Origin of the sequence: Pseudomonas sp., from assembly GCF_030683065.1 — a bacterium.
In the GTDB taxonomy this organism is placed as follows: domain Bacteria; phylum Pseudomonadota; class Gammaproteobacteria; order Pseudomonadales; family Pseudomonadaceae; genus Aquipseudomonas.
In genome coordinates this window covers 1-24732 of record NZ_JAUXMX010000025.1, presented here as the reverse complement: position 1 = coordinate 24732, position 24732 = coordinate 1, and the positions used below count along the sequence as shown (strand labels likewise).

Here is a 24732-nt window from a genome sequence, read left to right as displayed (position 1 = left end):
GCAGGCTCAACCCATCCTACGGCGTGGTATTCCATCATCTGCCCTCCTCGAACAAGGTATCCAGCGCGTCCAGCAAGCCATCCGCTGGGCGGGAAAAATACACCCCGGCCGTTGGCATGCCGCGCAGGAACAGGTAGTAGGCGCCGCCCAGCTGGCTGTTGTCGAAGTCGACCAGGCGCTGGCGCAGGAAGCGCCGCAGCGCCACCAGGTAGATCAGGTATTGCAGGTAGTAGTGCTCGCCGGCCAGGGCCTGGAGTAGGCGATCGCCGCCGTAGTAGCTGACGTCCGGGCCGAGCCAGTTGGACTTATAGTCGGCGATGTACCAACGGCCGTCGTGCTCGAAGGTCAGGTCGATAAAACCCTTGAGGAAACCTTTCAGGTTGTCGAACTCCAGGCGCGCCGCGGCTTCGCGCATCGACACGGGCAGCCCAAAGGCAGGGTCGGTGAGGATGGCGCGCAGGCGCTGCAGGTCGAGGTTGGCTACCGGGAAGGTGAAACCGAGCTCCGGCAGGCGCCGCGCCGCGCGCAGGCTGGCCAGGGTCAGACCATGGCCGTCGAGGTCGCTGTCGAGCACCTGCTGCAACTGGTTCAGCGCTACCTCGCGCCAGTCGCTGTCGATGCCATGGCCGCGCAGCGCCGGTTCGATCAAGTCAGCCAACGGCGCCTTGCCGCGCGCCCAGTCTTCCAGAATCGCGTGCAGGCAGGTGCCGGCGCGGGCGCCGCGGGGAAAGGCGAAGAAGCCGCTGCCCGGCTCGCTGGCGGCGGGCAGTGCCAGGCCGTCGCGATCCGGCGCTTCCATGTGCATGCCAGAGGCCAGCCCGGAGAAGCTGCCGATACGCCAGGCGCTGTGCAGGCTGCGGTTCATCTGCTGCAGCTGCAGGGGCGGCGGTGCGCGGCGTTCACCGGCGGCGCTGGCTTCGCTTTCGCGCAGCGCTTGCACGGCCATATGGCCGTGGCTGGCGCCCACCAGCTGCTCGATCTCGCCGCGCAGACCGGTAGGGCTGAGGGTTTTCAGGTGGCCGGCGAGGTCGCCCAGGGCATTCTCGCCGGGCAGCTGGCGACCGTGCAGCAGCCAGGCCAGTGCGCTGCTGTGCAGGCCGGCTTCGCTGAGCGTGCCGTCCTTTTTCGGCTTGCAGTCCACCGGCCCCCAGTGCAGCCAGAGGCGGTCGCGGGCCCGGGTCAGGGCCACGTAGGTCAGGCGCAGGCGCTCGGCGAAGCGCTCGTGGCGGGCGCGCTCGCGGTGCGCATCGAGCTGCTCGCCACCCAGGTCGAGCAGCGGCGTACCGTCGTCGGCGTGGCAGGTGATGTCTTCGCTCTGGCGCAGCAGCGCGCCGTCCCACAGGTAGGGGCAGAATACCAGCGGGTATTCCAGGCCCTTGGAGGTGTGGATGGTGACGATCTGCACCCGCTCGGCATCGCTTTCCAGGCGCAGCAGGGCTTCTTCGCCATGAGCCTCGGCGCTGCGCTGGGCGTTGAACCAGCTCAGCAGTTGTTCCAGCCCGGAGCGCTGCAGGCTCTCGCTCTGCAGCAGTTCAGCCAGGTGCAGCAGGTTGGTCAGGCGGCGTTCGCCATCGACCAGAGCGAGCAACCGTGGGGCCACCAGCTGCTCGTCCAGCCAGGCGCGGAAGGCGCGCATAAAGCCCTGTTGCTGCCAGAGTTGGTGATAGCGCTCGGCGGCTTCGCGCTCGGCATCCCAGGCCTGGGCATCGTCCTGGCAGGCGGCCAGATCGGCAGCGCTGCGCCCTAGCAAACGGCTGGCCAGGGCATAACGCAGTGCGCCTTCGCGGCCCGGCTCGGCATAGGCGGCGAGCACCGCAGCCAGCTCGCCGGCTTCTTCGCTGTGCCAGACGTTTTCCTTGCCGCGGCGCACGCTGGGCACGCCGCGCGCCGCCAGCTCGGCGGCGACTTCCCCGGCCTGGCGGTGGCTGGCGACCAGCACCGCGATATCGCCGCCTTTCAGCGCCGTGCGTTCGTCCGGTGCCTCGAAATAGGCCTCGCCACGGCCGCTCGCCGTGAGCAGCGCGGCGATGCGCCGGGCCGTGTCGCGTGCCACCAGGGCGCCGGCCTCGCCCTTGCCGAGGTAATCGTCGGCCAGCCAGACCAGCGCCAGCGGTGCGTCCTGCTCGTCATCGCTAACCGGCAGCACCAGCTGCGGTCGCGCGCGTTGGCTGGCGCCGACCTGCGGATAGGTCAGGCCCGGCTCGGCGAAGGGCATGGGCCGGTCGAACAACTGGTTGAGCGCGGCGATCAACTCGGGTGTGGAACGGTGGTTGGTGGCCAGGCTGTATTGCCGTGCTGCCTCGTCGCGGGCCTTGAGGTAGGTGGCCAGGTCCGCGCCGCGAAACGCGTAGATGGCCTGCTTGGGGTCGCCGACAAAACACAGGTCACCCTGGTTTTCGTAGATGCGCCGGAACACCTGGTACTGCACCGGGTCGGTGTCCTGGAATTCATCGATCAGCGCCACCGGGTATTGCTCGTGCAGTTTGCCGGCCAGGTGTTCGCCGCCCTCGCCATAGAGCCCCTGCTGCAGTTTGTTGAGCAGGTCGTCGAAGGCCAGCAGGCGCTGGGCAGCCTTGCGTTGCGGTAACTGCTCGTTGAGTTGACCGATCAGGCGCACCTGCAGGTCGATCAAGCGCTGCTCGGCCTCGGGTAGCGCAGTCTGCAGCGCCTCGCACAGGCCTTGCAGGGCATCGGCCAGCGGGCTGTGCGGCGCGCTCTCGCCTTTCTTGCTGGCCTTGGCCAGGCCTTCACGGGACAAGCGCTGGTGTGCCTCGGTCTTGCTGAACAGCGCGGCGGCGTCGCTGAAATAACCGTCCAGCTCGACCTGCCAGGCGCCGAGCTTGGCCGGGTTGCACATATTGCTCTTGAAGCCGGCGAAGCCCTTGAGCTGCGGCAACCAGCAACCACTGTCGCGTTGCCAGCAGTCTCGCGCGTGCTGCCAGGCGTCGCGCAGGGCGCTCATCTCGCTGCTGGCGCCGGGCTGCGGTTCGATGCGCAGGTAGGGTTTGCCCAGGTGATTGCGCAGACGCTGGCGCAGGCTTTGTGGGGTGATTTTTTGCTGCACCAGAAAGGCCGCCCACTGCGGCTCGGCGGCGGCTAACTCGTGGCGCCAGAGGTCGGCGAGCAGGGCGTCGAGAATCTCGCGGTCGTCGTGGGTCAGCTCGTTGTCGAAATCGCCACCGGCCTCGAATGCCGCATCTTGCAGCGCACGTTGGCAGAAACCGTGGATGGTGAAGATTGCCGCCTCGTCGAAGCCGTGCACCGCCAGCAGCAGACGTCGGTGGCTGGCGGCATCAGGGTACTGCGCGTGCAGGCGATTGAGTAGCTCATCGTTGCCGGGGCCGTCGTCGTAGACTGCCAGCAACTCGGCCAGACGCAGGCGAATCCGTTCGCGCAATTCGGCGGTAGCCGCGGTGGTAAAGGTCACCACCAGAATCTGGCTGACGTTGAGCCGCTTCTCCAGCAACAAGCGTGCGTACAGAGCGGTGAGGGTCCAGGTCTTACCGGTGCCGGCACTTGCCTCGATCAGTGAGCGGCCGGCGAAGCTGTCCTGCAGCAGATCCAACGGTGCGCCTGTCATGCTTCGTCCTCTTCGCTTGCGTGCAGGGCATCCAGGGCCGGACCGTAAAGTTGTTGGGCCAAGGCCTCGAAGCGTTCATCCAGCGGCTCACGGTCGCGGAAGGCCAGGGCGTTCCAGGGGTCCTGGCCTTCGCCGTTCATGTAGTCGTTGCCCTGCCACATCACTCGCGCTTCGCTGCGTGCGGCGTCAATTGGCTCCTTTTTACCGGGGCTGCGCCATTTTTTGGCGAAGCCATAACTGCACTTGGCCAGCACCGGCAGCGGCTCGCACAGGGCGCTCTGGTAGGCGGCGAGCCAGGGTTCGAGCAGTTGCAGCGGATTGGCCAATGGCCCCAGCCGCCATTCGCTTTTCGGCGACAGCAGGCGGCTATCGCGGGCGATGTCCGGGGTGGCGGCGCAGTTGAGCAGTAGGTGGCGCAGCCAGAATGGCGCCAGCTCCCAGGCGCCGAGGTCGCGCAGGCGGTAGTCGAACAGACCGCTGGCGCTGACGCCGTCGAGCCAGCCGTGGATGCGCACGCCGGCCAGCTGGATATCCACCAGCAGCGGTTGTGGCGCGGCTTCAGGGCGCTCGTCGAACAGGATCGGGGCGAAGGCGCGGATCGGTCCGCGAATCTGCCCCCAGTGGGCCTGGCCCAGTTCGCCCACCGGCAGCCAGCCGGATGCGGCGGCGATGCTGCGTTCCTCGCGCTCGCTCCAGCCTTGCTCGATGGCCTGCAGCGCGAGTTGGCGCAGGCCGTATTGGCTGGTCCATTCGACGCTGAAGGGTTCGTCACCGGCCAGTGCCTCTTCGCCCTGTGCCAGGCGCAGGCCGAGGCGCTGTTCCAGCAGGTAGCGCGCCGGGTGCTTGAAGCAATGGATCAGTTGGCTGGGCTCGATGGTTAGCGGGTCGCCGCCCGCCCCGTCCTGGTTTGGCGTGGCCAGGGTGCTGGCGAATGGCTGCGCTGTTTCGACGGCCTCGCTCAGGCGTTGGGCGGCGCGAAACCAGGGCGCGGCGAAACCGGCCTGCGCTCCGCTGGCGAAGTTGCCGGCAGCGAAGGGTTGTAGCGGGTGCTGATGGGTGATGTGGGTGCTGGTTTTGGCAGGCGCTGACGGATCGGCGGCGTCTGTTTCGCGGCCAAGGCCCCTCCTACAGGGGGGACCACAGATCGCGGTGAGGTCGATGACATCCAGCAGTTCGCTGATCAGCACCGAGGGCGGTAGTTCGGCGTTGCTGCGCGGGTCGCGGCCGACGTAGCTGAGGTACAAGCCGCCACGTGCGGCGAGCAGGGTTTCGAGCAGCAGGTAACGGTCGTCGAGGCGTCGGGCGCGGTCGCCACGTCGCGGTTTCTGGCCGATCAGGTCGAAGCCGGCGGCTGGGGTGCGCCGTGGCAGGGCGCCGTCGTCCAGGCCGAGCAGGCAGACCAAACGGAACGGCAGGCTGCGCATCGGCACCATGGTGCAGAAGGTCACCGCCCCGGTGAGAAAGCCCGAGGCGCCGCTGCCCTGCTCCAGGGCAGAGGTCAGTTGCTGGCGCACCAGCGCCAGCTCCAGCGGCCGCTCGATACCGGCAGCCGTGGCCTGATCCTGCAGGGCCGCGCAGGCACGGGAGAGCAATAACAGGGTGTCACCGGCCTCGCGCTCGTCGAACAGGTTGTCGACCAATGCCAGCAGGGTCTCGGCCCATTCGCTCAGGCTGCGCGGGCGCTGCAGGCTCTGCGCCAGGGCGGCCAGCCGCTCGACGAAAGCGCTCAGGCGCCCAAGCAATTGGGCGCGAGCGCCTTCCAGGGCATCCAGCGGCCAGTTGTCGCCGAGCAAGGGGGCGCGCGAACCGGCCAGTTGCGGCGGCGCGGCGAAGCCCAGCAGCAGGCGATCCAGGCCCTGGCGCCAGGTAAAGGCGCTGTCTGCCGGCAAGCCCAGTTGCTGGCGATGCTCACCGTCGCGGCCCCAGCGCACACCGGCGTCGCGCAGCCAGTCGCGCAGCAGCGGCAGGTCTTCGGCTTCGATGCCGGCACGCCGGGCGAGCGACGGTTGCTCCAGCCAGGCGAGGATTTCCTCGGCGGCGAAGCGGCTGTCGGGCAGAGCCAGCAGGTTGAGAAAGGCCTCAATCAACGGGACTTCGGCGCGCAGGCTGCGGTCGGCCAGGCTGAAGGGAATCCAGGGCGTACCCTCCCGATGGGCACCCGCCTTGTAGGCGAACACCGCCTCGATATAGGGCGCATAGCGCTCGATATCCGGGGTCAGCACCACCACCTGATCGGGGGTCAGCTGCGGGTCGGCGGCAAAGCGCGCGAGCAACTGGTCGTGCAGGATTTCCACTTCACGCAGCGGCGAGTGGGCGATATGCAGCTCCAGCGAGCGATCGTCCTCGCGCAACACCAGGCGCTCATTGGGCTGGCGAGTGCGCAGGCGCAGGATGTCGTTCTGCAGCGCTTGCAGCAGGCTGCTGTCGTGCAGGTCCGGGTCTTCGGAGTAGAGGCCGACTTCCTGGCTGCCTTCGGCGGAGGCCAGGGAGAACAGGCTGTCGAAGAAGTCGCGGCCCTGCTTGCCCAGGCTGGCCAATAACGGATGGCCGACGTCCAGGTACCAATCGTCGGGGCTCAGCTCAGGTTGCCGGGCCAGCTCGCGGATATCGCGAATTTCGCCCCAGGCTTCGCGGCACGGGTTGAGGGCGAAGATCACCACCTCGGTGTGCCGTGCCAGGCCTTCGAGCACGCGCAGGTGGTGAGTCGGCAGGCTACTGATGCCGAACACCAGCAGCCGCTCGGGCAGACCATCGATGGGCGCAGCATCGTACAGGCGGCGCAGCAGGTCTTCGAGCAGGCGCGCGCGGTGCGGGTGACCATCGCGGGTCAGTTCGCGCCAGAGCAGCGCTTGCCAGGCTTCGTCCGGGCCCAGGTCGAGCAGCTCGTTGCGCTCCCAAGCAGCCAGCCAGTCGTCGCGATACAGCAGGTATTGGTCGAATACGTCGGCGATCTTGCTGGCCAACGACAGCCGTCGGCGCTCGTCACCCCCGTCCAGGTAATGCGCCAGACGCGGCGCTTCGGCCAGGTTGAGCGGCTCGCACAACCAGTCGTACAGGCGCCAGGCCAGGGTGGTTGGCGCGAACGCCGATTGCTCGGGTAGTTGGCCCAGGGCCAGGCGCGACAGATCCCAGACGAACTTGGCCGGCAACTGCACCTCGAGCTGCATGGCGATGCCCTGTTTGCGCGCCAGTTCCAGGGTCAGCCAGCGGCCCATGCCCTGACTCGGCACCACCACCAAGGCGGGGGCGAAAGGTTCACGCAGCGGCTGGGCCAGCAGGGTGGTGGCCAGTTCGCCGAGGGTTTCCAGGTCGGGAGCATGATAAAGAGTGAGCATGGCGGGCACTGCATCCGTGGCGAAGCGCTAGGGTAACCAGTCTGGCGGTGCGGGGCGACCGCCAGTGCTAGGATGACAACGCAAAAAGCGAGGAGGCGCGATGAACGACACGACTGATGACGCGGTGGATGTATTCCCCTATCTGCAACTGCTCTACGAGCGCGGCGGTTCCGATTTGTTTTTTAGTGTTGGCGCGCCACCGCACATCAAGATCGAGGGCCATAGCCAGGCGGTCGACGAGCGCGTGCTGAAAGCCGGCGAGGTGCAGCGGCAAGCCTACCAGCTGATGACCCAGAAACAGATCATGGAGTTCGAGCGCGATCTGGAGATGAACCTGGCGGTCAGCGTGCAGAACGCCGGGCGCTTCCGGGTCAACGTCTACTACCAGCGCGGCGAAGTGAGCATGGTGGTGCGCTTGATCAAGAGCCAGATCCCCGACTTCACGGCGCTCGGCCTGCCTAAACTGCTGGAAAAACTCAGCATGCAGGACCGCGGGCTGATCCTTATGGTTGGCGCGGCTGGCTCGGGCAAGTCGACCACCCTGGCGGCCATGCTCGATTTTCGCAACCGCCACAAGAGCGGGCATATCGTCTGCATCGAAGACCCCATCGAGTTCCTGCACAAGCACCAGAAATCGATCATCGACCAGCGCGAAGTCGGGCTGGATACCCATAGTTTTGCCGACGCCCTGCGCAACGTGCTGCGCGAGGCGCCGGACGTGATCATGCTCGGCGAGATCCGCGATGCGGCGACCATGCAGCATGCCCTGCATTACGCGGAAACCGGGCACCTGTGCGTGGCCACCCTGCACGCCACCAGCAGCAGCCACGCGATCGAGCGGATCGTGCGCTTCTTTCCGGACGAGGCGCGCAAGCAGGTGCTGGCCGACCTGGCGCAGAACCTGCTGGCGGTGATCGGCCAGCGCCTGGTGCCTGGTGTGACGCAAAAGCGTGTGGCGGCGGTCGAGCTGATGCTGGCCACGCCTTACATCCGCGACCTGATCCAGCGTGATCAGCTGGACGACCTTCGCGACGCCACGGCGCGCGCGTTGGAGCAGGGTCTGCAGACCTTCGATCAGCACCTTTATCAACTGCTTGAAGCCGGTCGAATCACCCTGGGCGAAGCGCTCAAATTCGCCGACTCGCGCACCGACCTGAGCCTCAAGGTCAAGCTGGAGCGCGGCTTTGGCGCAGAGGATGGCGAGCTAAAGGTGCTGCGCGACAATTGAATCGAGCCATGCCACTTAGGTGCAAGGGCAGGCAGCAAGCGCTTCTGCCACCCTGGCATACAGCCGCTTACCGCAGCCCACCCTTGCCTTCGATGTTTACGGCACGCGGATCGACGCCGTCACCCGGCAACGGCCTCGGGCTCACGCCGCCGGCGTTGCAGCCAGACCACCAGGCCAAACAGCAGGAAGCCCGGAAGCCACATCAGCTCCTTGATCCAGCGCTCGGTCGGCGCGCGTACAACCAGAATCTGCTGGTCGAACTCCAGGCCGGCATCGGCCGCCAGGCTGCCGAAGGTGACGCTGTCGATCAGCAGTTTGCCGTCTTCCTCGTAGGTCAGCAGGCCGAGTTTCTCCATGCGTTCTTCACCGCTGTCGCCATCCGGTACTGGTAACAGCAGGGCGAACTCGCGGGGATCGCCTACTGCGTCCTCGCCCCTGATACGCAAACGTAACTGGCTGCCGCCCTCGACTTCGCCCAGCGCCTGCACCAGCTGCGCCGGGGGGATGTCGCGGTAGGGGTCGTGCAGCAGATCCATCCAGAAGCCCGGACGGAACAGGGTAAAGGCGATCAGCAGCAACAGCAGGCTCTCGTACCAGCGGCTCTTGACCAGGAAGTAACCCTGGGTGCCGGCGGCAAAAATCAGCATGGCGATGGTGGCGACGATAAAGATCAGCACCCCGTGCCAGAAGTCCACGTCGATCAGCAGCAGGTCGGTGTTGAAGATGAACAGGAACGGCAGCGCCGCGGTGCGCAGGCTGTAGTAGAAGGCCATCAGCCCGGTCTTGATCGGATCGCCCTTGGACACCGCTGCGGCGGCGAACGAGGCGAGGCCCACCGGCGGGGTGACGTCGGCCATGATGCCGAAGTAGAAGACGAACAGGTGCACCGCAATCAGCGGCACGATCAGGCCGTTCTGTTGCCCCAGGGCCACCACCACCGGCGCCAGCAGGCTGGACACTACGATGTAGTTGGCCGTGGTCGGCAAGCCCATGCCGAGGATCAGGCTGAGCAGCGCGGTGAGCACCAGCATCAGCAGCAGGTTGCCCATCGACAGCAGCTCGACCACATCGGCCAGCACCAGGCCGACCCCAGTCTGTGACACTGCACCGACGATGATCCCCGCTGCTGCGGTGGCGATGCCGATGCCGATCATGTTGCGCGCCCCGGCGGTCATGCCCTCGCGCAGGTCGACCAGGCCATCCATGAAGTTACCGTGCTCATGGCTGCCATCGGTGCGCAACCAGCTCAGTAGCGGGCGCTGGGTGAGCAGGATGAACACCAGCATTACGCTGCCCCAGAAAGCCGACAGGCCGGGGGACAGGCGCTCGATCATCAGGCACCAGACCAGCACCACCACCGGCAGCAAAAAGTGCAGGCCGCTGAGCAGTACTGCACGCGTTTCGGGCAGCTTGTCCAGTGGCGCGTCGGGGTCTTCCGGTGGCAGTGGCGGGACGCTGGCGGCAATCTTCAGCAGGCCGATATAGAGTGCCGCCAGCAGCACGCCGACGACCCCGCTGAAGCCTTCGCCGAGGGCCGGTTTGAGCCAGCCGAGGCCGTAGTAGACGCCAAGGGAGATACCGCTGATCAGCGCCGCGCCGAAGGCCAGGCCGGTCAGACGGCGCAGCCAGGGGAGCGCCGGGCTGCTGCGCGGTAGGGCGGTGAGGCCGAGCTTGAGCGATTCCAAGTGGACGATGTAGACCAGCGCGATATAGGAAATCAGCGCGGGCAGGAAGGCGTGCTTGACCACATCGACATAGGGAATGCCGACGTATTCGACCATCAGGAAGGCTGCGGCGCCCATCACTGGCGGCATGATCTGGCCGTTGACCGAGGACGCCACTTCAACTGCACCGGCCTTCTCTGCGGAGAAACCGGTGCGCTTCATCATCGGAATGGTGAAGGTGCCGGTAGTCACTACGTTGGCAATCGAGGAGCCGGAGATCAGCCCGGTCATGCCCGAGGCCACCACCGCCGCCTTGGCCGGGCCGCCCCGGAAATGCCCGAGCAGGCTGAAGGCCAGTTGAATGAAGTAGTGACCGGCGCCGGCGCGTTCGAGCAGGGCGCCGAACAGCACGAAGAGAAACACGAAGCTGGTGGACACGCCGAGGGCGATGCCGAACACCCCTTCGGTGGTGATCCACTGGTGGTTGGCCAGGGCGTTGAAGCTCACCCCGCGGTGCGATAGCAGGCCCGGCATATATGGCCCGGCCAGGCTGTAAACGAGAAATAGCAGGGCGATGATCGCCAGCGGCGGACCGAGGGCGCGACGGGTGGCCTCGAGCAGCAGCGGAATGCCGATACAGGCGGTGATCAGGTCGGCCGTGGTCAGGCTGCCGGGACGCTGCGCCAGATCCTGGTAGAAAATGAACAGGTAGGCGGCACTGGCTGCGGCCACCAGGCCGAGGGCGACATCCAGCAGGGGTACGCGGTCGCGCGGCGAACGCTTGAACGCCGGGAAGGCGAGAAATGCCAGAAGCAGGGCAAAGGCCAGGTGAATGGCGCGGGTTTCAGTGTTGTTGAGCACACCAATGCCAAAAATAAACGGCAGGGGCGAGGCGATCCATAGCTGGAACAGCGACCAGAGCAGGGCCAGGCCTGCTATTACCCGAGCCATAGCACCCGCGGGGGTGCGTGCGCCGACGTCCTGGGCGATCAGTTCTTCGGTGGAAAGCTCGGGGGTTGAAAGTCGCTTGTCATGCATGGGCTGCAACCTGGATTCGAGAAATCGGAGAACGGCAAAGCCCGCGGCCTTGCGACGCGCGGGCTTGTTTCAAACGTAGGGTAGTGCAGTTTCATCTTGCAGGCTGGAGCAGCGCCAGTGCCATCCGGGGCTGCGTGCCCCGGATTTTGCCCAGGCTTTTCCAGGCTGCGAGCGTGGCTTACATCCAGCCACGTTCCTTGTAATAACGTACGGCACCGTCATGCAGTGGCGCGGTCAGACCGGCCTTGATCATGTCGGCTTCCTTGAGGTCGGCAAATGCCGGGTGCAGGCGCTTGAAACGTTCAATGTTATCGAACACCGACTTGACCAGCTGGTAGACCACTTCCGGATCGGCCTGGGCCGTGGTGGAGAGTACCGCCTTGCCGCCAATCGAGGGGGTCGGTGCGTCACTGCCTTTGTACACGCCGCCCGGGATTTCAGCTTTGGTGTAGTAGCTCTTTTCAGCCAGCAGCTTGTCGATCTCGGCGCCCGTCACTGGTACCAGTACGGCGTCGGTGGTGGTGGTGGCTTCCTGGATCGCGCCATTGGGATGGCCGACGAAATAGGTCATGGCGTCGATGTTGTTGTCGCCCAGGGCCGATGCCTGCTCGGCCGGCTTCAGCTCGGCAGACAGGGCGAATACCGACTTGTCCCAGCCCTTGACCTGCATGATTTCATCGAGGGTGTCGCGCTGCCCGGAGCCCGGGTTGCCAACGTTGACGCGCTTGCCCTTGAGGTCGTCGAAGCTGGTGATCTTGGCATCGCGACGGGCGAGCACGGTGAAGACTTCGCTCTGCAAGGAGAACAAGGCGCGGATATCACCCATCGCGCCTTCAGCCTGGAACGGTGCCACACCATTGAGCGCTTTGAACTGGTGATCCGACTGCATGATGCCGAAGTTGAACTCACCGCTGCGCAGGCCGTTGACGTTAGCCACGCCACCGCCACTGGCCGGAGCGTTGCACTTGATGTTGTGCTCGCTGGCGCCGCGATTGACGAAGCGGCAGATCGACTGGCCTGCCACGTAGTAAACCCCGGTCTGACCACCGGTGCCGATGGTGACGAATTTTTCTTCGGCCTGTACTGCGCCACTCAAGGTGATACCTGCGAGTGCCGCCGACAGAACCCACGCCAAGGATTTGCCTTTCATGGGATAGCTCCTTTTCTGCTTGTTGTTGAGCCGCACTAACCTCGTGGGCTGCGGCTGGAAGCGAGAAAGTCTAACCGTTCGGACAAAATTTGCACGGAGCAATGCGTTTTTAGCTGGTAACCGGGTATGTAATTGCGCCTGGTGCGCGGGTAAATCTGCCAACTGATCCATGCGCGTATGCCCCCGAAGGGTTGTCCTTGGTCGGTTGGCGAGCGGCTGCGCAGACGCTGGCGCAAGTCTGCGCGACACTGACCCCGGTCAATAGAAGTGCTGGCCAGGCGCGCTAGCCTTCATGGCAATTCGCCACCGAGTTGTCGCCATGAACCAGACCTGCCTACTCGTGACCCTGCCCAAACCGCAATGCATCGACCGGGTACGGCAACTGCTGCATGCCCAGGCGCCAGGCTGCGAAGTCCTCGAACAACCCAGCGACTGCAGTCAGGCGGCCAGTTGTCGCTGGCTGCAGGCGCTGCCGCAGGATCAGGCCGGTGAGGTACAGGCCCTGCTCAGCGATGTTGTAGAAGTGCTGGAGCAGACCCGGCATGCTTTTAAATCGGCGCAGCTGGCCAAACTACGCAAGCGGACGATGTGTGTGCTGGAGAGCTTGTCGAATAATTGCGAATCGGGTAAAACCCCACGCGAGTAATGGTTTAGCTGCGGCGACAACCAGCTTTGCCGGGTAGGACATATGGGCCTGCAAGACAGAGCGTCGAGGGTAGTCATTTTTTATAGATGACTCGCCTCGGCGCTTTTTTTTGCGCCGAAAAAAGTAAGGACTCGCCATGGGCAACGAGCAAGAATTCCAAGAACTGCTCCAGCACGTCGGTCTTGACCGCGACGAAATCAGCCAGCGCCTGCGCTTTCTCGATTGGAGCGCCGCCGATGTCGAGCAGCTCAGCCGTCATAGCGCGGCGGTGCAGCCGGCCCACTCGGTTTTTCTCGACAACCTTTACCGGCGTCTCGGCGATTTCCCGGCGACCGCCGCCATCGTCAGTGATCCGGCGACAATCACCCGCCTCAAGCACAGCCAGAGCGACTACTACCAGCGCCTGTGGAATGGTCCCTACGACCAGAGTTACGTGCTCAATCGCCTGCGCATCGGCTGGGTTCACCAGAAGATCGGCGTCGACCTCAAGTGGTACCTGGGTGCCTACCGCCTGTACCTGAACGAGATGCTCGATGGCCTGCTCGGCGAGCAGCCGGCTAGCGCCAGTTTTGCCAGCCTGCTGAAGGCGGTGTTCTTTGACATCGGTCTGGCCCTGGACACCTACAGCTCCGCGCAACGCAAGGCCCTGGAAGACAGCGAGGCACGCTTCGCCCGTGCCCTGCGCGGCGCCAATGACGGGCTCTGGGACTGGCACATCGATCACGACCAGCTGTACCTCTCGGAGCGCTGGGCGGGCATGCTCGACTTGCACCGCGACCAGCTCGGTAGCGGCAGTGCCGGCTGGTTCGCCCGCGTCCACCCCGATGACATTGGTGGCTTGCGCCGGGCTATCGATGCGCACCTACAAGGCAGCACACCTTCGCTGCACCACGAGTACCGCATTCGTCGGCAGAGCGGCAGCTACCTGTGGGTACTGGTGCGCGGCGTGGCCGAGCAGGTCGCTGAGGGCCAGCGGCGCATGGCCGGTTCGCAGACCGACATCAGCCTGCGGCGTGCCGCCCAAGAGCAACTGCAGCATGCCGCTCGCCACGACCCGCTGACCGGTCTGGCTAACCGTGATCGTCTGACCGAGCTGCTGGATCAGGCCCTGCAACGCCAGGGTCGCAGTGGTGCGCGTGAGTCGGCGCTGCTGTTCATCGACCTGGACCGTTTCAAACTGATCAACGACAGTCTCGGTCATCACATCGGTGACCAGGTACTGGTCGAGGTCGCACGTCGCCTCAGCCAGTGCCTGCGCCCCGGCGATCACTTGATTCGCTTCGGCGGCGATGAGTTTGTGGTGCTGCTTGACGACCTCGCTTGCACCGCCGATGCCGAGCGGGTGGCCCAGCGCATGCTCGACAGCCTGCAGCCGCCCCTGCAGATACAGGAACACCAGTTGGTGGTCAGCATCAGCATCGGTATTGCCGCGCTCAGCGAGGAAAACGCCGGGCTCGATTCGCTGCAAGCAGCCGATCTCGCCCTGTACCGCGCCAAGGCTGCCGGCAAGGCGCAGTTCGCCCGCTACAGTGCCGAAATGCAGGCCCAGGCCCAGTATCAACTGGAGCTGCAGAGCGCACTCAGCCGCGCGCTGGCCAGGGACGAGTTCAGCCTGGTCTATCAACCGATCTGCCAGCTGGATCGTGAGCAGCCTTACCTGGTGGCCGTGGAAGCGCTGTTGCGCTGGCAGCACAAGGGCCGGGCGGTGTCGCCGCTGGAGTTTATTCCCTGCCTAGAGGAGTCCGGGGCGATCCAGGCGGTCGGCGACTGGGTGCTGCGTCAGGCCTGCGCGCAGGTGCGTCACTGGCAACTGACCGGCCAGCCGGCGTTGCGCTGTTCGGTCAACCTGTCCAGCCGGCAACTGCAACAGGCTGATTTTGCCGCGCGGGTCGCCGATATTCTGCGCGAAAGCGGTCTGCCGCCCACCAGCCTGGTGCTGGAGATCACTGAAAGCCAGCTGATGGAAGACAGCGTCCAGACCCTGGCCTGCCTGCGCGAACTGGCCAGCCTGGGCATCCAGTTGGCGCTGGACGACTTCGGCACTGGCTACTCCTCGCTCGGTTACCTCAAACGCTTTCCGCTGCACATTCTCAAGGTCGACAAGACGTTCATCAGCGGCACGTCCGCCGATGGCGACTCACAGTTAATCAGCCGCGCCATCATCGGTCTGGGCCTGAGTCTTGGTCTGGAGGTGGTGGCCGAAGGTGTGGAGCACAGCGAACACCTCGATTTTCTGCGCGCCGAAGGCTGCCGTCTGGCGCAAGGCTACTGGTTCAGCCGGCCGCGCCCACCGGCTGAGCTGGAGCGGCTATTCAGTGGCGAGGACTGCTTCGAGGGGCTCTGTTGCCTGTTGCAGCCTGCCCTTTCCCTTCCATAACAATAAATCCGAGAGAGCTGCCTAATGAAACTCAACATGCCCGTCAGTGGTCGTGCGGTCGCAGTCGACGCCCAGGCCAATATCCTCTCCACCACCGATCTCAAGGGCGCGGTGAGCTACGTCAACCCGGATTTTATTGCCATCAGTGGTTTCACTGAAGCCGAGTTGCTGGGTCACAACCACAACATCGTGCGCCACCCGGACATGCCGCCTCAGGCCTTCGCCGACCTCTGGCGCACGGTCAAGGCCGGTCGTTCGTGGATGGGCCTGGTGAAGAACCGCTGCAAGAACGGCGACCATTATTGGGTCAGCGCGTATGTCACCCCAGTGCTGCGCAATGGCCAGGTGGCGGAATACCAGTCGGTGCGCACCCAGGCTTCGCCGCAACGGGTTGCGTGTGCCGAACGTTTGTATGGCGAGCTGCGCGGCGGCCGCAACCCGCTGCGGCCGCCGCACTTGAGCCTGGCGCAGCGCCTCAGCCTGCTCTGCGCAACGCCTGGCCTGCTCGCCGCGCTACTGCTCGGCGTCAGTGGCGTTCTGCCATTGCTGCCGGCCCTCGGCGCGGCGACGCTACTCGGCATGTTGCTGGCCGGCGTGCTGCACCTCGGCCTGCGGCCACTGGCGAGCTTGACCCGCCAGGCCCAGGCGATTGCGCATAATCCATTGAGCCAGCTGGTGTATACCGGGCGCAGCGACTGCTTCGGCCAGATTGCCTTCGCCCTGCACAGTCTGCAGGCCGAAACCGGCGCCGTGGTCGGGCGAATAGCCGACTCGGCCTGGCAGTTGAGTGTCGAGGCTGGGCAACTGGTCGCCGCCGTCGACAGCAGCGCTCAGGCCACTAAGCAGCAACAGGGCGAAACCGATCAGGTCGCCAGCGCCATCGGCCAGATGGCCAGCAGCGTGCAGGAAGTGGCACGGCACGCCCAGCTCAGCGCCAGCGCGGCCAGCGCCGCCGATCTGGAAACCGGTAGCGGCCTGCAGCTGGTCGAACAGACCCGCCACTCAATCGCCACCCTGGCCAGCGAAGTGCAGCAGAGTAACGAGGTGATCCTCCAGCTGGAGCGGCACAGTCAGGAGATCAATCGTGCCCTGGAAGTCATCCAGAGCATTGCCGAGCAGACCAACCTGCTCGCCCTCAATGCCGCCATCGAAGCGGCGCGGGCCGGTGAGGCCGGACGCGGTTTTGCGGTGGTTGCCGACGAAGTGCGCGGCCTGGCCTCGCGTACCCAGCAGTCCACCGCGGAAATCCACGGCATTATCAGCAACCTGCAGCAGGGTACCGGCAACGCCGTGGCCGCCATGGGCCGCAGCCAGCACCAGGCCGCAGCCAGCGTTGGCCACGCGCTGCAAGCGGCCCAGGCACTCGAGGGCATTAACCAGCGGGTCAGCCAGATCAGTGACATGAACCTGCAGATCGCCGCCGCCGTGGAGGAGCAGAGCGCCGTCGGTGAGGATATCCAGCGCAACCTCAACAGTATCCGCCTCGCCAGTGAGAGCAATGTGGTGGCCGGCAGTCAGAGCCGTAGCAGTGCCGGCCAGGTCTTTGCCCTGGCCGACCGCCTGCAAGCGCTGGTCGAACATTTCTGGGGGCAGAAGCGCAGCCACTGAAGAACCGCAGGCGGCGCTGGACACAGACGCGGGGCACAAGGAGTATTCTCGACTATTCGCCGATAGCCATGAGCCTGCCCTTGTCCCTACTCGAGTCCTGTAAACCCCCGCTGCGCCGTCTGTTCGCCTTGATCCAGCGCAATCCGGGGCTGGTGGCGATCTTCGGTTTTGCCTCTGGGCTGGCGAGTTTTCTGCTGGTCGAGCGTCAGGCCGAACTGGCCCAGGTGCTGGCCACGGTGATGCTGGTCAGCTGGTTGTGGCTGATTCTGGAAAATATCCTGCGTGCGCAGATCGCCCGCTGGTTCGGCTTCGAATTGCCGCCGCCGTTGCTGCGCTACGCGACCCAGTTGATCCACCAGGAAAGCCTGTTCTTCGTCCTGCCGTTTTTCATCATTACCACCACCTGGAACAGCGGCCAGGCATTGTTTACCGGGGTGCTGGCGGCGGCCGCGCTGGTCTCGATCACCGACCCGCTTTACTACAAGAAGCTGGCGCCGCGGCGCTGGCTGTTCCTCACCTATCATTCGTTCACGCTATTCGCCGTGCTGCTCACTGCCCTGCCAATCATCTTCAAATTGACCACCCCGCAGAGCTACCAATTGGCCCTGGCCACTGCCGCGCTGCTGTCGTTTCCCAGCCTGCTCGGTATTATCACTATCCGGCGCTGGTGGCGCGGCGTGCTGCTGGTCGGCCTGATCCTGGCGCTGGGTGCGACTGGCTGGCTGGCGCGCGTCTGGGTGCCGCCAGCGACGCTGTGGCTGACCGAGGTCGCGGTAACCACCGAGTTCGACAACCGCAACCGCGCGCCGGGCGCAACGTTGAAGCAACTCAGTGCTGCGCAGCTGCGCAACCAGGGCTTGTACGCCTATACCGCGATCAACGCCCCGCGCGGTCTGAATGAACGCATTTACCACGTTTGGCGCCACAACGGCCGGGCGGGCGAGCATATCGCTCTGGACATCCAGGGCGGCCGCAAAAATGGCTACCGTGCCTGGACCCACAAGCAGAACTTCCCTGCCGACCCGCTTGGCAACTGGCAGGTGCAGGTCATGACCGAGGCTGGGCAGATGATCGGTGTGCTGCGCTTCAAGGTGGTTGAGTAACCGGCAAACAGGGCCACTACAACTTGACCGTGGGGGGGCGCTTCAGCCGCGCCCTTGAGCGCGGCTACCACTGCTGGGAGGCCCGAACCGAAAGCCCCTCCCAGTCGTGTCTCCCCGCGCCGGAGCGCGGTCCTGATCGGTCGGGCTTGGTGGTTGCGCTGCTTAGCCAAAGAACCAGTAGCACACGCCGATGGCGGCGATGATCCCGGCCAGGTCGGCAAATAATGCACAGCCCACGGCATGCCGGACGCGCTGGATACCGACCGCGCCGAAATACACCGCCAGCACGTAGAAGGTGGTCTCGGTGCTGCCCTGTACCGTCGCGGCCAACAGCGCGGGGAAGCTGTCCACACCGAAGTTCTGCATAGTCTCGATCAACATGGCTCGCGCCGCGCTGCCGGAGAACGGCTTCATCAGGGCGGTAGGCAAGGCGTCGATGAAACGGGTGTCCCAGCCCAGCCATTGGACTGCGGCGCGCACCCCATCAAGACCGAAATCCAGTGCGCCGGAGGCGCGCAGCACGCCAATCGCGCAGAGCATGGCGACCAGGTAGGGCAGCAGGCTCTTGGCCACGTCGAAGCCTTCCTTGGCGCCTTCTATAAAGCTCTCGTAGACCGGCACCCGGCGTAACGCACCGACCAACAGGAACAGTAAAATCAGGCCGAACAGGGTCAGGTTGCCGAGCAGCGAGGACAGTCCCGCCAGCGCCGTGGTGGACAGACCGGCGAGCAGCGCCATGAAACCACCGAGCAGCAGCGCACCGGGAATCAGGTAGGCCAGCACCACCGGATCCCACAGGCGCAGGCGCTGCATCAGGGCTACCGCCAGCAGCCCGGCGAGGGTCGAGGCGCTGGTAGCCAAGAGGATCGGCAGGAAGACCAAGGTCGGGTCGTCGGCGCCCTGCTGCACCCGGTACATGAAGATTGACACCGGCAGCAGGGTCAGGGATGAGGTGTTGAGCACCAGGAAGAGAATCTGCGCGTTGCTCGCCACCACCTTGCTCGGGTTCAACTCTTGCAGCGCACGCATGGCTTTCAGGCCAATCGGCGTGGCCGCGTTGTCCAGGCCCAGGCCGTTGGCGGCGAAGTTGAGGGTGATGAAGCCCAGCGCTGGATGGCCGCGTGGCACTTCGGGCATCAGACGCGCGAACAAGGGGCCCAAGGCGCGCCCCATGAGGTCGACCAGCCCGGCCTTCTCGGCGATACGCAGAAAGCCCAGCCACAAGGTCAGGGTGCCGAACAGCACCACCATCACCTCGACCGCCAGCTTGGCCATGACGAACAGGCTCTCGACCATCGCGGCGAATACCGCAGGGTCGTCACCCAGCAACCAGCGCGACAGTCCGGCCACTGCCGCCACCACAAAAAATCCCAGCCACAAACCGTTAAGCATCATCCACCCCCACTCGATGCGCGAATGATAACGCGGCTCAAGGTGATGGCGTTGAGGTTGTGCGGTGCCTGGCGGGAATCAACCGGACATGGCTCTGCCGTAGTCTGTCACGGGTATTGGATTCGAGCAGATCCGCAGCGCCAAGCCAGCGCCCAATTGCAGGGCACCAGCCAGCGATGTGGATCGCTAGCCTCTTGGGCGACGACCCATGATGAACGACACGATGAACATCACCAGGAATACGACGAACAGAATCTTCGCGATACCTGTAGCTGTCCCGGCGATACCACCGAAGCCCAGTACGGCGGCGATGATGGCGATGATCAGAAACGTTATGGCCCAACTCAACATGGTGTTTCTCCTAGGTATGTAAGGTCTTGCTGTATTTGACTCGAATGCAGGGGCGGATGTTCCAGCTCCGGCGTCTGGCCGGCGTTCACTGGCCAGACGCGACGCACGCTGCACGGCTGATGCGATCCTGGCTCTATAGTTGTCGTGGAGCGACTGCCCCACAGGGCTAGTGCTGCGCCGCTGAGCAGCGCCAGCAGCACAGCCAGCAGCAGGACGATCGCGCAGAGCGCCGATTTGCTTGCCTGCAGTTGCATGCTCATGGTTAGAACACCCAACTGGATTGACGTGATGGGGCACTGTTGTCCGGCGCCCGGCTATGGCTGCTGGCTTGCTGTGCCTGAGGGGTTGTTCTGGTGTCTGCTGCCGCAGCGCCCGCCGGTGCAGCTGGAGCCGATAGCCTGGTGCGGTGTTCGATTTTTTCGGCATCTCGGCTCAATGCCAGCCCCAACCCAATCACGATCAACAGGAGTGCGCTGCCAACCAACAAAAGCTTGTCGCTTAAGGCGAGATCGAAATGACGGCGATTCATTCTGCAACTCCTCCCAGTCTTGCCTGGGTTGTCCGGTGCCCGGCCGGCATGGATGCTGGCGCTGGGTGCTGATAAGGTGACTATTGCAGTGAGCATGCCACCCACATTGAAAATAAAAAGTCATTTAAATCAAAGAGATAAAAATAGAACCGGCAACGATTACGGGCGTCCTGCACGATCGCTGTCTGGTCGTCGGGCGTTTTGCACGATGGCCTGAGGCGTAACATCCCTGTCGCGCCCAATAGGTGGACGTACAGCTATTGGCGGATTAGTCAGCGATGCTCAGGCCCGCAGCCTCAACTGCCTGCACACCGCGGATGTTGCGCGCGGTCTCGATGGCCAGTTGCTTCTCTGCCGCGCTCAGCACGCTGCCGCCGAGCGTGACCTGGCCGGCCTTGGTTGTTACCGAGACGTTCAAGCCGTCGAGATTGCGGCTATACAGCAGGCTGGATTTGACCTTGCTGGTAATCCAGGTATCGCTGATCGCTGCTCCGGCATCAGTCGCCGCCTGCTGCGCCTTGGCGGCATTGGTGTCGGCAGCGCTGACGGTCAGTTGGTTCTGCACCTGGCGCACGCCGTTGGTGTTGGCCGCCAGGCGCCCCGCCAGTTCCTTGGCCACTGGAGTCGGTGCGCTGCCGCTGAGGGTTACCACACCGCTCTCGCTGGCCACTTTGATATCCAGGCCTTCGGTGTTGCTGTTCCACAGCAGTTTGGATTTCACCGTGGCGACCAGCGTGGCGTCATCGAAACGCTGCGCCAGGGTTGGTTCATTGCTGGCGATGGGTTCGATCTGCGGATCGACCTGCAGCTGGTTATTGACTGTGTTCACCCCTTCGATGCCCAGCGCGACTTGCTCGGCGAGCTCACGCTCGACCGCGGTCTCTACGCTGCCGGTGAGCAGTGCTTTACCGTTCTCGACATCGACATCGATTTTGAACGGACTGAGATGACGGTTGAGGGCGAACGCGGTCCAGATCGAGCCTTCCTGGCGGGCTTCGCTGAGCTGGCTGCTCAGATCGCCCTGCTCGGCATGGGCCGCCAAGGGCATGAAGGCGATCAGGCTTGCGGATGCGGTGGCCAGGGCCAGAGCTTTCAACTTATGCATGGCAGAACTCCTATTGAATCCAGTTACGCGCCACTTAGGGCAACGATTAACCAGACAATTGCAGGGCGCGTGCCAGTCCAGGGTTAAAAATTAAAATCATATAAATCAATTGGTTATCAAAACTCTCGAAGAGAGGCAGCATGCAGCTTGCAGGATCGCCGCATACTCGTCGTGCAACCTGCACGAAATTGCCGGGACTACGCCTGCGCTTGGCGGTTGTGAACGTGTCGCGCGCCGTAGCGCAGGTTTGTTGCAGCCCCCTCAATCATCTGGAGATGGACATGGACGCAGAACAACCGGGCGGGCGCATTCTGCTGGTCGATGACGAGGCGGCAATCTTGCGCACCTTCCGTTACTGCCTGGAGGACGCCGGCCATCAGGTGGCCACGGCCAGCAGTGCCAAGCAGGCAGACGCGCTCCTGCAACGTCAGGTGTTCGACCTGTGCTTCCTCGATCTACGCCTTGGCGAAGATAACGGCCTCGACGTGCTGGCGCAGATGCGCGTGCAGGCGCCATGGATGCATGTAGTGATAGTCACCGCGCTGTCGGCGGTGGATATCGCGGTCGACGCCATCCAGGCCGGCGCGGCGGACTACCTGGTCAAACCCTGCAGCCCCGAACAATTGCGCATGGCGGCGATCAAGCAGTTGCACATACGGTACATGTCCACGCGCCTGGAGGCCTTGGAAGGCAAAGTGCGCAACAGCAAACAGGATCTCGATTCGAACAATCCGGCGATGATGGCAATCCTGGAGACTGCGCGTCAGGTCGCTGTTACCGACGCCAATATCCTTATTCTCGGCGAGTCAGGCACGGGCAAGGGTGAACTGGCGCAGGCCATTCATGGCTGGAGCCGACGCGCGAAAAAATTCTGCGTGACCATCAACTGCCCCTCACTGACTGCCGAACTGATGGAAAGCGAGCTGTTCGGCCATAGCCGCGGCGCCTTCACCGGTGCCAGCGAAAGCACCCTCGGCCGAGTCAATCAGGCCGACGGCGGCAGCCTGTTTCTTGATGAGATCGGCGACTTCCCGCTGACCCTGCAGCCCAAGTTGCTGCGTTTCATTCAGGATAAAGAATACGAGCGGGTCGGCGACCCGGTAACGCGCCGTGCCGATGTGCGCTTCCTCGCTGCCACCAATCGGGTCCTGGATGAGATGGTCAAGAATGGCGAGTTCCGTGAAGACCTGCTCTACCGCCTCAACGTCATCACGTTCAAGCTGCCCCCGTTACGTGAGCGCAGTGAAGACCTGCTGGCCTTGGCTGAGCGTTTCCTCGCGCGGTTCGTCAAGGAATATGCCCGCCCGGCGCGCGGCTTCAGTGATGCGGCGCGCGCAGCATTGCTGGCATACCGCTGGCCCGGCAATATTCGCGAACTGCGCAATGTGATTGAGCGCGCCAGCATCATCTGCACCCAGGCACTGGTCGAGGTCAGCCACCTCGGCCTTGGCGAACAGCCGGCCGGCAATGGCCCGCGCGTCGGCGGTGCGCTGAGCCTGGAAGAACTGGAAAAAGCCCATATCGGCGCGGTACTGGCTGGCAGCGAAACCCTCGACCTGGCGGCCAAAACCCTCGGCATCGATGCCTCGACCCTGTACCGCAAACGCAAGCAGTTCAACCTGTGAAGCTGCGCAGCCGGCTCTTCCTCAACAGCAGCGCGCTGATCACCATGGCCCTGCTTGGCCTGCTCTTGGGCATGTTCAGCGTATTGCAGCTGACCAAGACGCAAAGCCAGGCAATGACCCATAACCTGAGCATTCTTGATGCCACTCTTGGCCTTCGCCTGGAGCTGGGCAAACAGCTGATCCTGCTGTTGCCAGAAAACCTCGACCACCAGGCCTTGCAGGCCTCCGATCAGCGCTTTAACGAGTGGCTTGAGCAGGCTCGTGAAGGCGCGATCGATGACCTGGATCGCCAGGCCGTGAGCGAGATTGGCAGTGCCTATGCGCTCTATGAAGCACTGATGGACAAGCCTTTGTCGGTGCGTCAGGAGCTGCTGGGTTCTGCCGCTTTCGGCGAGTCCGTGGAGGCGCTGCGCGAGCGCATCAATGCCGTACAGATACGCTACTTCGAAGCGCTGCAGAGCGCCGAGCATCGCTCACAGGAGCGCGCCACCCTGATTGCTGCGCTACTCGGCATGATTGGCCTGGCCGTGCTGCTGCTCGGATTCGTCACTGCCCACAGCATTGCCCAGCACTTCGGCCAGCCGCTCGAGGCCCTGACCCTGGCAGTCGAACGGATCAGCCAAGGTGATTTCCAGGTCAATCTACCGCCGTCTCCGGTCGCTGAGCTGTCGTCCCTGAGCCAGCGCTTCGGGGTGATGGCCGACTCGCTGCGGCAATTCAAGAACAGCGATGTCGAGGCTTTGCTCACCGAGCAACGCCGTTTGCAAGCGGTGCTCGACAGCATTGATGACGGGTTGCTGATTTTCGACCGCAGCGGCCTGCTCGATCATTTCAATCAGGTTGCCCAGCGCCAGCTCGGTTGGTACGACCAGCCGCGCGGCGTGGGCATCAGCCAGGCCTTGCAGCGGCCGGGACTGGACGAGCAGCTGCAGCGGGTCATGCGCGGCGAAGGTCTGGAGCAGGAGCAGGAAGACTTGCAGGTCGAGGCCGACGGCGAAACCCGCTTGCTGACGTACAGCCTCACGCCGGTCAGCCTCAGCGACGAACGGATTCATGGCGCGGTAATGGTGTTGCACGACGTTACCGAGCAACGGGCTTTCGAGCGCGTGCGCAGCGAATTCGTGCTGCGCGCCTCGCATGAGTTGCGCACCCCGGTGACGGGCATGCACATGGCTTTCAGCCTGCTGCAGGAGCGCCTGCATTTTTCGCCTGAGGCGCGGGAGAGCGAGCTGCTGCAAACGGTCGATGAGGAAATGCGTCGCCTACTCCTGTTGATTGACGACCTGCTGAATTTCTCGCGTTACCAGAACGGCCTGCAGCAGCTCGACAGGCACCCCTGCGACCTCGATCAATTGCTGCGGCAGGCGCAACAGCGCTTTGCCGCCCAAGCCGCCGAAAGCGGGGTTACCCTGAGTGTCGAAGTGGGCGGCACATTGCCGGAGATCGATGTGGACCGTTTGCAAATCGAGCGCGCCCTCGACAACTTGCTTGGCAACGCCCTGCGCCACAGTCACGCCAATGGGCAGATCCGTCTGCAGGCGCGACGCCAGGGTCAGCGGGTGATTTTGGCGGTCGAGGATGATGGCGAGGGTATTCCCTACAGCCAGCAGGCGAGGATATTCGAGCCGTTCGTCCAGGTCGGCCGCAAGACCGGCGGTGCCGGCCTCGGGCTTGCATTGTGCAAGGAAATCGCCCAGCTGCACGGCGGGCGCATCGGCGTGCAGTCACGCCTGGGCCAGGGCGCGCGCTTCTACCTGGAGCTGCCGCTCTGACGCATGCCTGCGGGAAGCGTTGAGGTGCTGTGAAAATAGTCAGCAGGGTGCGCAATGCTGTTCACTTAAGCCAAGTGAGCAGCATTTTTTTGTAGCCCAATGAAATGGACTCCCCCCTCCTACGGCGTCTATGCGCCAGACTAGAGTTGTCAAAACAAAAGTCACGAAGGGAGGAGTCACCATGAAATTTAAGCGAATTGGTGTCGATTTGGCAAAGCAGGTGTTCCAG

15 protein-coding genes and 1 pseudogene are annotated in these 24732 nt (G+C 64.1%); 8 read left to right on the top strand and 8 right to left on the bottom strand.

The genetic code is table 11. The features are described 5' to 3' along the window. Positions 1 to 34: 34 nt before the first annotated feature. Entirely contained in the window at positions 35 to 3580 is a 3546-nt protein-coding gene (recB, locus tag Q8K09_RS05890; protein WP_305254043.1) for an exodeoxyribonuclease V subunit beta, read from the bottom strand. Beyond that, positions 3577 to 6915 carry an exodeoxyribonuclease V subunit gamma gene (recC, locus tag Q8K09_RS05885; RefSeq protein ID WP_305254042.1) on the bottom strand — a complete coding sequence of 1113 codons (3339 nt, stop codon included), beginning with the start codon at positions 6913 to 6915 and terminating at the stop codon, positions 3577 to 3579. The genes recB and recC overlap by 4 nt, the downstream gene beginning before the upstream one ends. Positions 6916 to 7015: 100 nt before the next feature. Here recC and Q8K09_RS05880 point away from each other — a divergent pair, with 100 nt between their 5' ends. Continuing rightward, entirely contained in the window at positions 7016 to 8143 is a 1128-nt protein-coding gene (locus Q8K09_RS05880; protein ID WP_305254041.1) for a PilT/PilU family type 4a pilus ATPase, read from the top strand. A gap of 119 nt (positions 8144 to 8262) precedes the next feature. Here Q8K09_RS05880 and Q8K09_RS05875 read toward each other — a convergent pair whose 3' ends face one another. Beyond that, the gene (locus Q8K09_RS05875) at positions 8263 to 10845 is read right to left on the bottom strand and encodes a TRAP transporter permease (RefSeq protein WP_305254040.1); all 2583 of its coding nucleotides are present in this window, start codon (positions 10843 to 10845) and stop codon (positions 8263 to 8265) included. A gap of 178 nt (positions 10846 to 11023) precedes the next feature. Next, complete coding sequence (locus Q8K09_RS05870) at positions 11024 to 11995, bottom strand: TAXI family TRAP transporter solute-binding subunit (protein ID WP_305254039.1); 972 nt, start codon at positions 11993 to 11995, stop codon at positions 11024 to 11026. A 319-nt stretch (positions 11996 to 12314) separates the two neighbouring features. On the opposite strand from Q8K09_RS05870, the gene Q8K09_RS05865 reads away from it, so the two are divergent. From Q8K09_RS05865 to Q8K09_RS05850, 5 genes and pseudogenes are all read left to right on the top strand, one after another. Beyond that, the gene (locus Q8K09_RS05865; protein WP_305254038.1) at positions 12315 to 12641 is read left to right on the top strand and encodes a hypothetical protein; all 327 of its coding nucleotides are present in this window, start codon (positions 12315 to 12317) and stop codon (positions 12639 to 12641) included. A 136-nt stretch (positions 12642 to 12777) separates the two neighbouring features. Continuing rightward, positions 12778 to 15018, top strand: a complete 2241-nt coding sequence (locus tag Q8K09_RS05860; protein WP_305254037.1) for an EAL domain-containing protein — start codon at positions 12778 to 12780, stop codon at positions 15016 to 15018. Positions 15019 to 15042: 24 nt separating this feature from the next. Next, positions 15043 to 15744 (top strand): annotated as a pseudogene (locus Q8K09_RS21245) (PAS domain-containing protein); the annotation flags it as partial. Positions 15745 to 15906: 162 nt separating this feature from the next. Then, on the top strand, positions 15907 to 16626 hold the full coding sequence (locus tag Q8K09_RS21240) for a methyl-accepting chemotaxis protein (RefSeq protein ID WP_370869492.1): 720 nt from the start codon (positions 15907 to 15909) through the stop codon (positions 16624 to 16626). Positions 16627 to 16700: 74 nt separating this feature from the next. Beyond that, positions 16701 to 17729 carry a DUF5924 family protein gene (locus tag Q8K09_RS05850; protein WP_370869491.1) on the top strand — a complete coding sequence of 343 codons (1029 nt, stop codon included), beginning with the start codon at positions 16701 to 16703 and terminating at the stop codon, positions 17727 to 17729. Between the two features lie 162 nt (positions 17730 to 17891). Here the strand turns inward: Q8K09_RS05850 and Q8K09_RS05845 are convergent, their stop codons facing one another. From Q8K09_RS05845 to Q8K09_RS05830, 4 genes are all read right to left on the bottom strand, one after another. Then, the gene (locus Q8K09_RS05845) at positions 17892 to 19121 is read right to left on the bottom strand and encodes a nucleoside recognition domain-containing protein (RefSeq protein ID WP_305254065.1); all 1230 of its coding nucleotides are present in this window, start codon (positions 19119 to 19121) and stop codon (positions 17892 to 17894) included. Positions 19122 to 19307: 186 nt separating this feature from the next. Further along, positions 19308 to 19472: a DUF1328 domain-containing protein gene (locus tag Q8K09_RS05840; protein ID WP_090379030.1), complete on the bottom strand. Its 165-nt coding sequence runs from the start codon at positions 19470 to 19472 to the stop codon at positions 19308 to 19310. A 262-nt stretch (positions 19473 to 19734) separates the two neighbouring features. Next, positions 19735 to 20001, bottom strand: coding sequence for a hypothetical protein (locus Q8K09_RS05835; RefSeq protein ID WP_305254035.1), 267 nt, complete (start codon positions 19999 to 20001; stop codon positions 19735 to 19737). A 268-nt stretch (positions 20002 to 20269) separates the two neighbouring features. Beyond that, positions 20270 to 21106: a BON domain-containing protein gene (locus tag Q8K09_RS05830; RefSeq protein ID WP_305254034.1), complete on the bottom strand. Its 837-nt coding sequence runs from the start codon at positions 21104 to 21106 to the stop codon at positions 20270 to 20272. Positions 21107 to 21387: 281 nt separating this feature from the next. Here Q8K09_RS05830 and algB point away from each other — a divergent pair, with 281 nt between their 5' ends. Both algB and Q8K09_RS05820 read left to right on the top strand, forming a co-directional pair. Then, positions 21388 to 22731: a sigma-54-dependent response regulator transcription factor AlgB gene (algB, locus tag Q8K09_RS05825; RefSeq protein ID WP_370869490.1), complete on the top strand. Its 1344-nt coding sequence runs from the start codon at positions 21388 to 21390 to the stop codon at positions 22729 to 22731. Next, positions 22728 to 24503, top strand: coding sequence for an ATP-binding protein (locus tag Q8K09_RS05820; protein ID WP_305254033.1), 1776 nt, complete (start codon positions 22728 to 22730; stop codon positions 24501 to 24503). Before algB ends, Q8K09_RS05820 begins: the two co-directional genes overlap by 4 nt. The last annotated feature ends 229 nt before the right edge of the window (positions 24504 to 24732 follow it).

Coding starts and splice junctions, on each gene's coding strand:
- recB (WP_305254043.1), bottom strand. CDS start 3,580: ATGACAGGCGCACCGTTGGATCTGCTGCAGGACAGCTTCGCCGGCCGC.
- Q8K09_RS05860 (WP_305254037.1), top strand. CDS start 12,778: ATGGGCAACGAGCAAGAATTCCAAGAACTGCTCCAGCACGTCGGTCTT.
- Q8K09_RS05880 (WP_305254041.1), top strand. CDS start 7,016: ATGAACGACACGACTGATGACGCGGTGGATGTATTCCCCTATCTGCAA.
- Q8K09_RS05830 (WP_305254034.1), bottom strand. CDS start 21,106: ATGCATAAGTTGAAAGCTCTGGCCCTGGCCACCGCATCCGCAAGCCTG.
- Q8K09_RS21240 (WP_370869492.1), top strand. CDS start 15,907: ATGGCCAGCAGCGTGCAGGAAGTGGCACGGCACGCCCAGCTCAGCGCC.
- Q8K09_RS05835 (WP_305254035.1), bottom strand. CDS start 20,001: ATGAATCGCCGTCATTTCGATCTCGCCTTAAGCGACAAGCTTTTGTTG.
- Q8K09_RS05840 (WP_090379030.1), bottom strand. CDS start 19,472: ATGTTGAGTTGGGCCATAACGTTTCTGATCATCGCCATCATCGCCGCC.
- Q8K09_RS05870 (WP_305254039.1), bottom strand. CDS start 11,995: ATGAAAGGCAAATCCTTGGCGTGGGTTCTGTCGGCGGCACTCGCAGGT.
- Q8K09_RS05845 (WP_305254065.1), bottom strand. CDS start 19,121: ATGCTTAACGGTTTGTGGCTGGGATTTTTTGTGGTGGCGGCAGTGGCC.
- recC (WP_305254042.1), bottom strand. CDS start 6,915: ATGCTCACTCTTTATCATGCTCCCGACCTGGAAACCCTCGGCGAACTG.
- algB (WP_370869490.1), top strand. CDS start 21,388: ATGGACGCAGAACAACCGGGCGGGCGCATTCTGCTGGTCGATGACGAG.
- Q8K09_RS05875 (WP_305254040.1), bottom strand. CDS start 10,845: ATGCATGACAAGCGACTTTCAACCCCCGAGCTTTCCACCGAAGAACTG.
- Q8K09_RS05865 (WP_305254038.1), top strand. CDS start 12,315: ATGAACCAGACCTGCCTACTCGTGACCCTGCCCAAACCGCAATGCATC.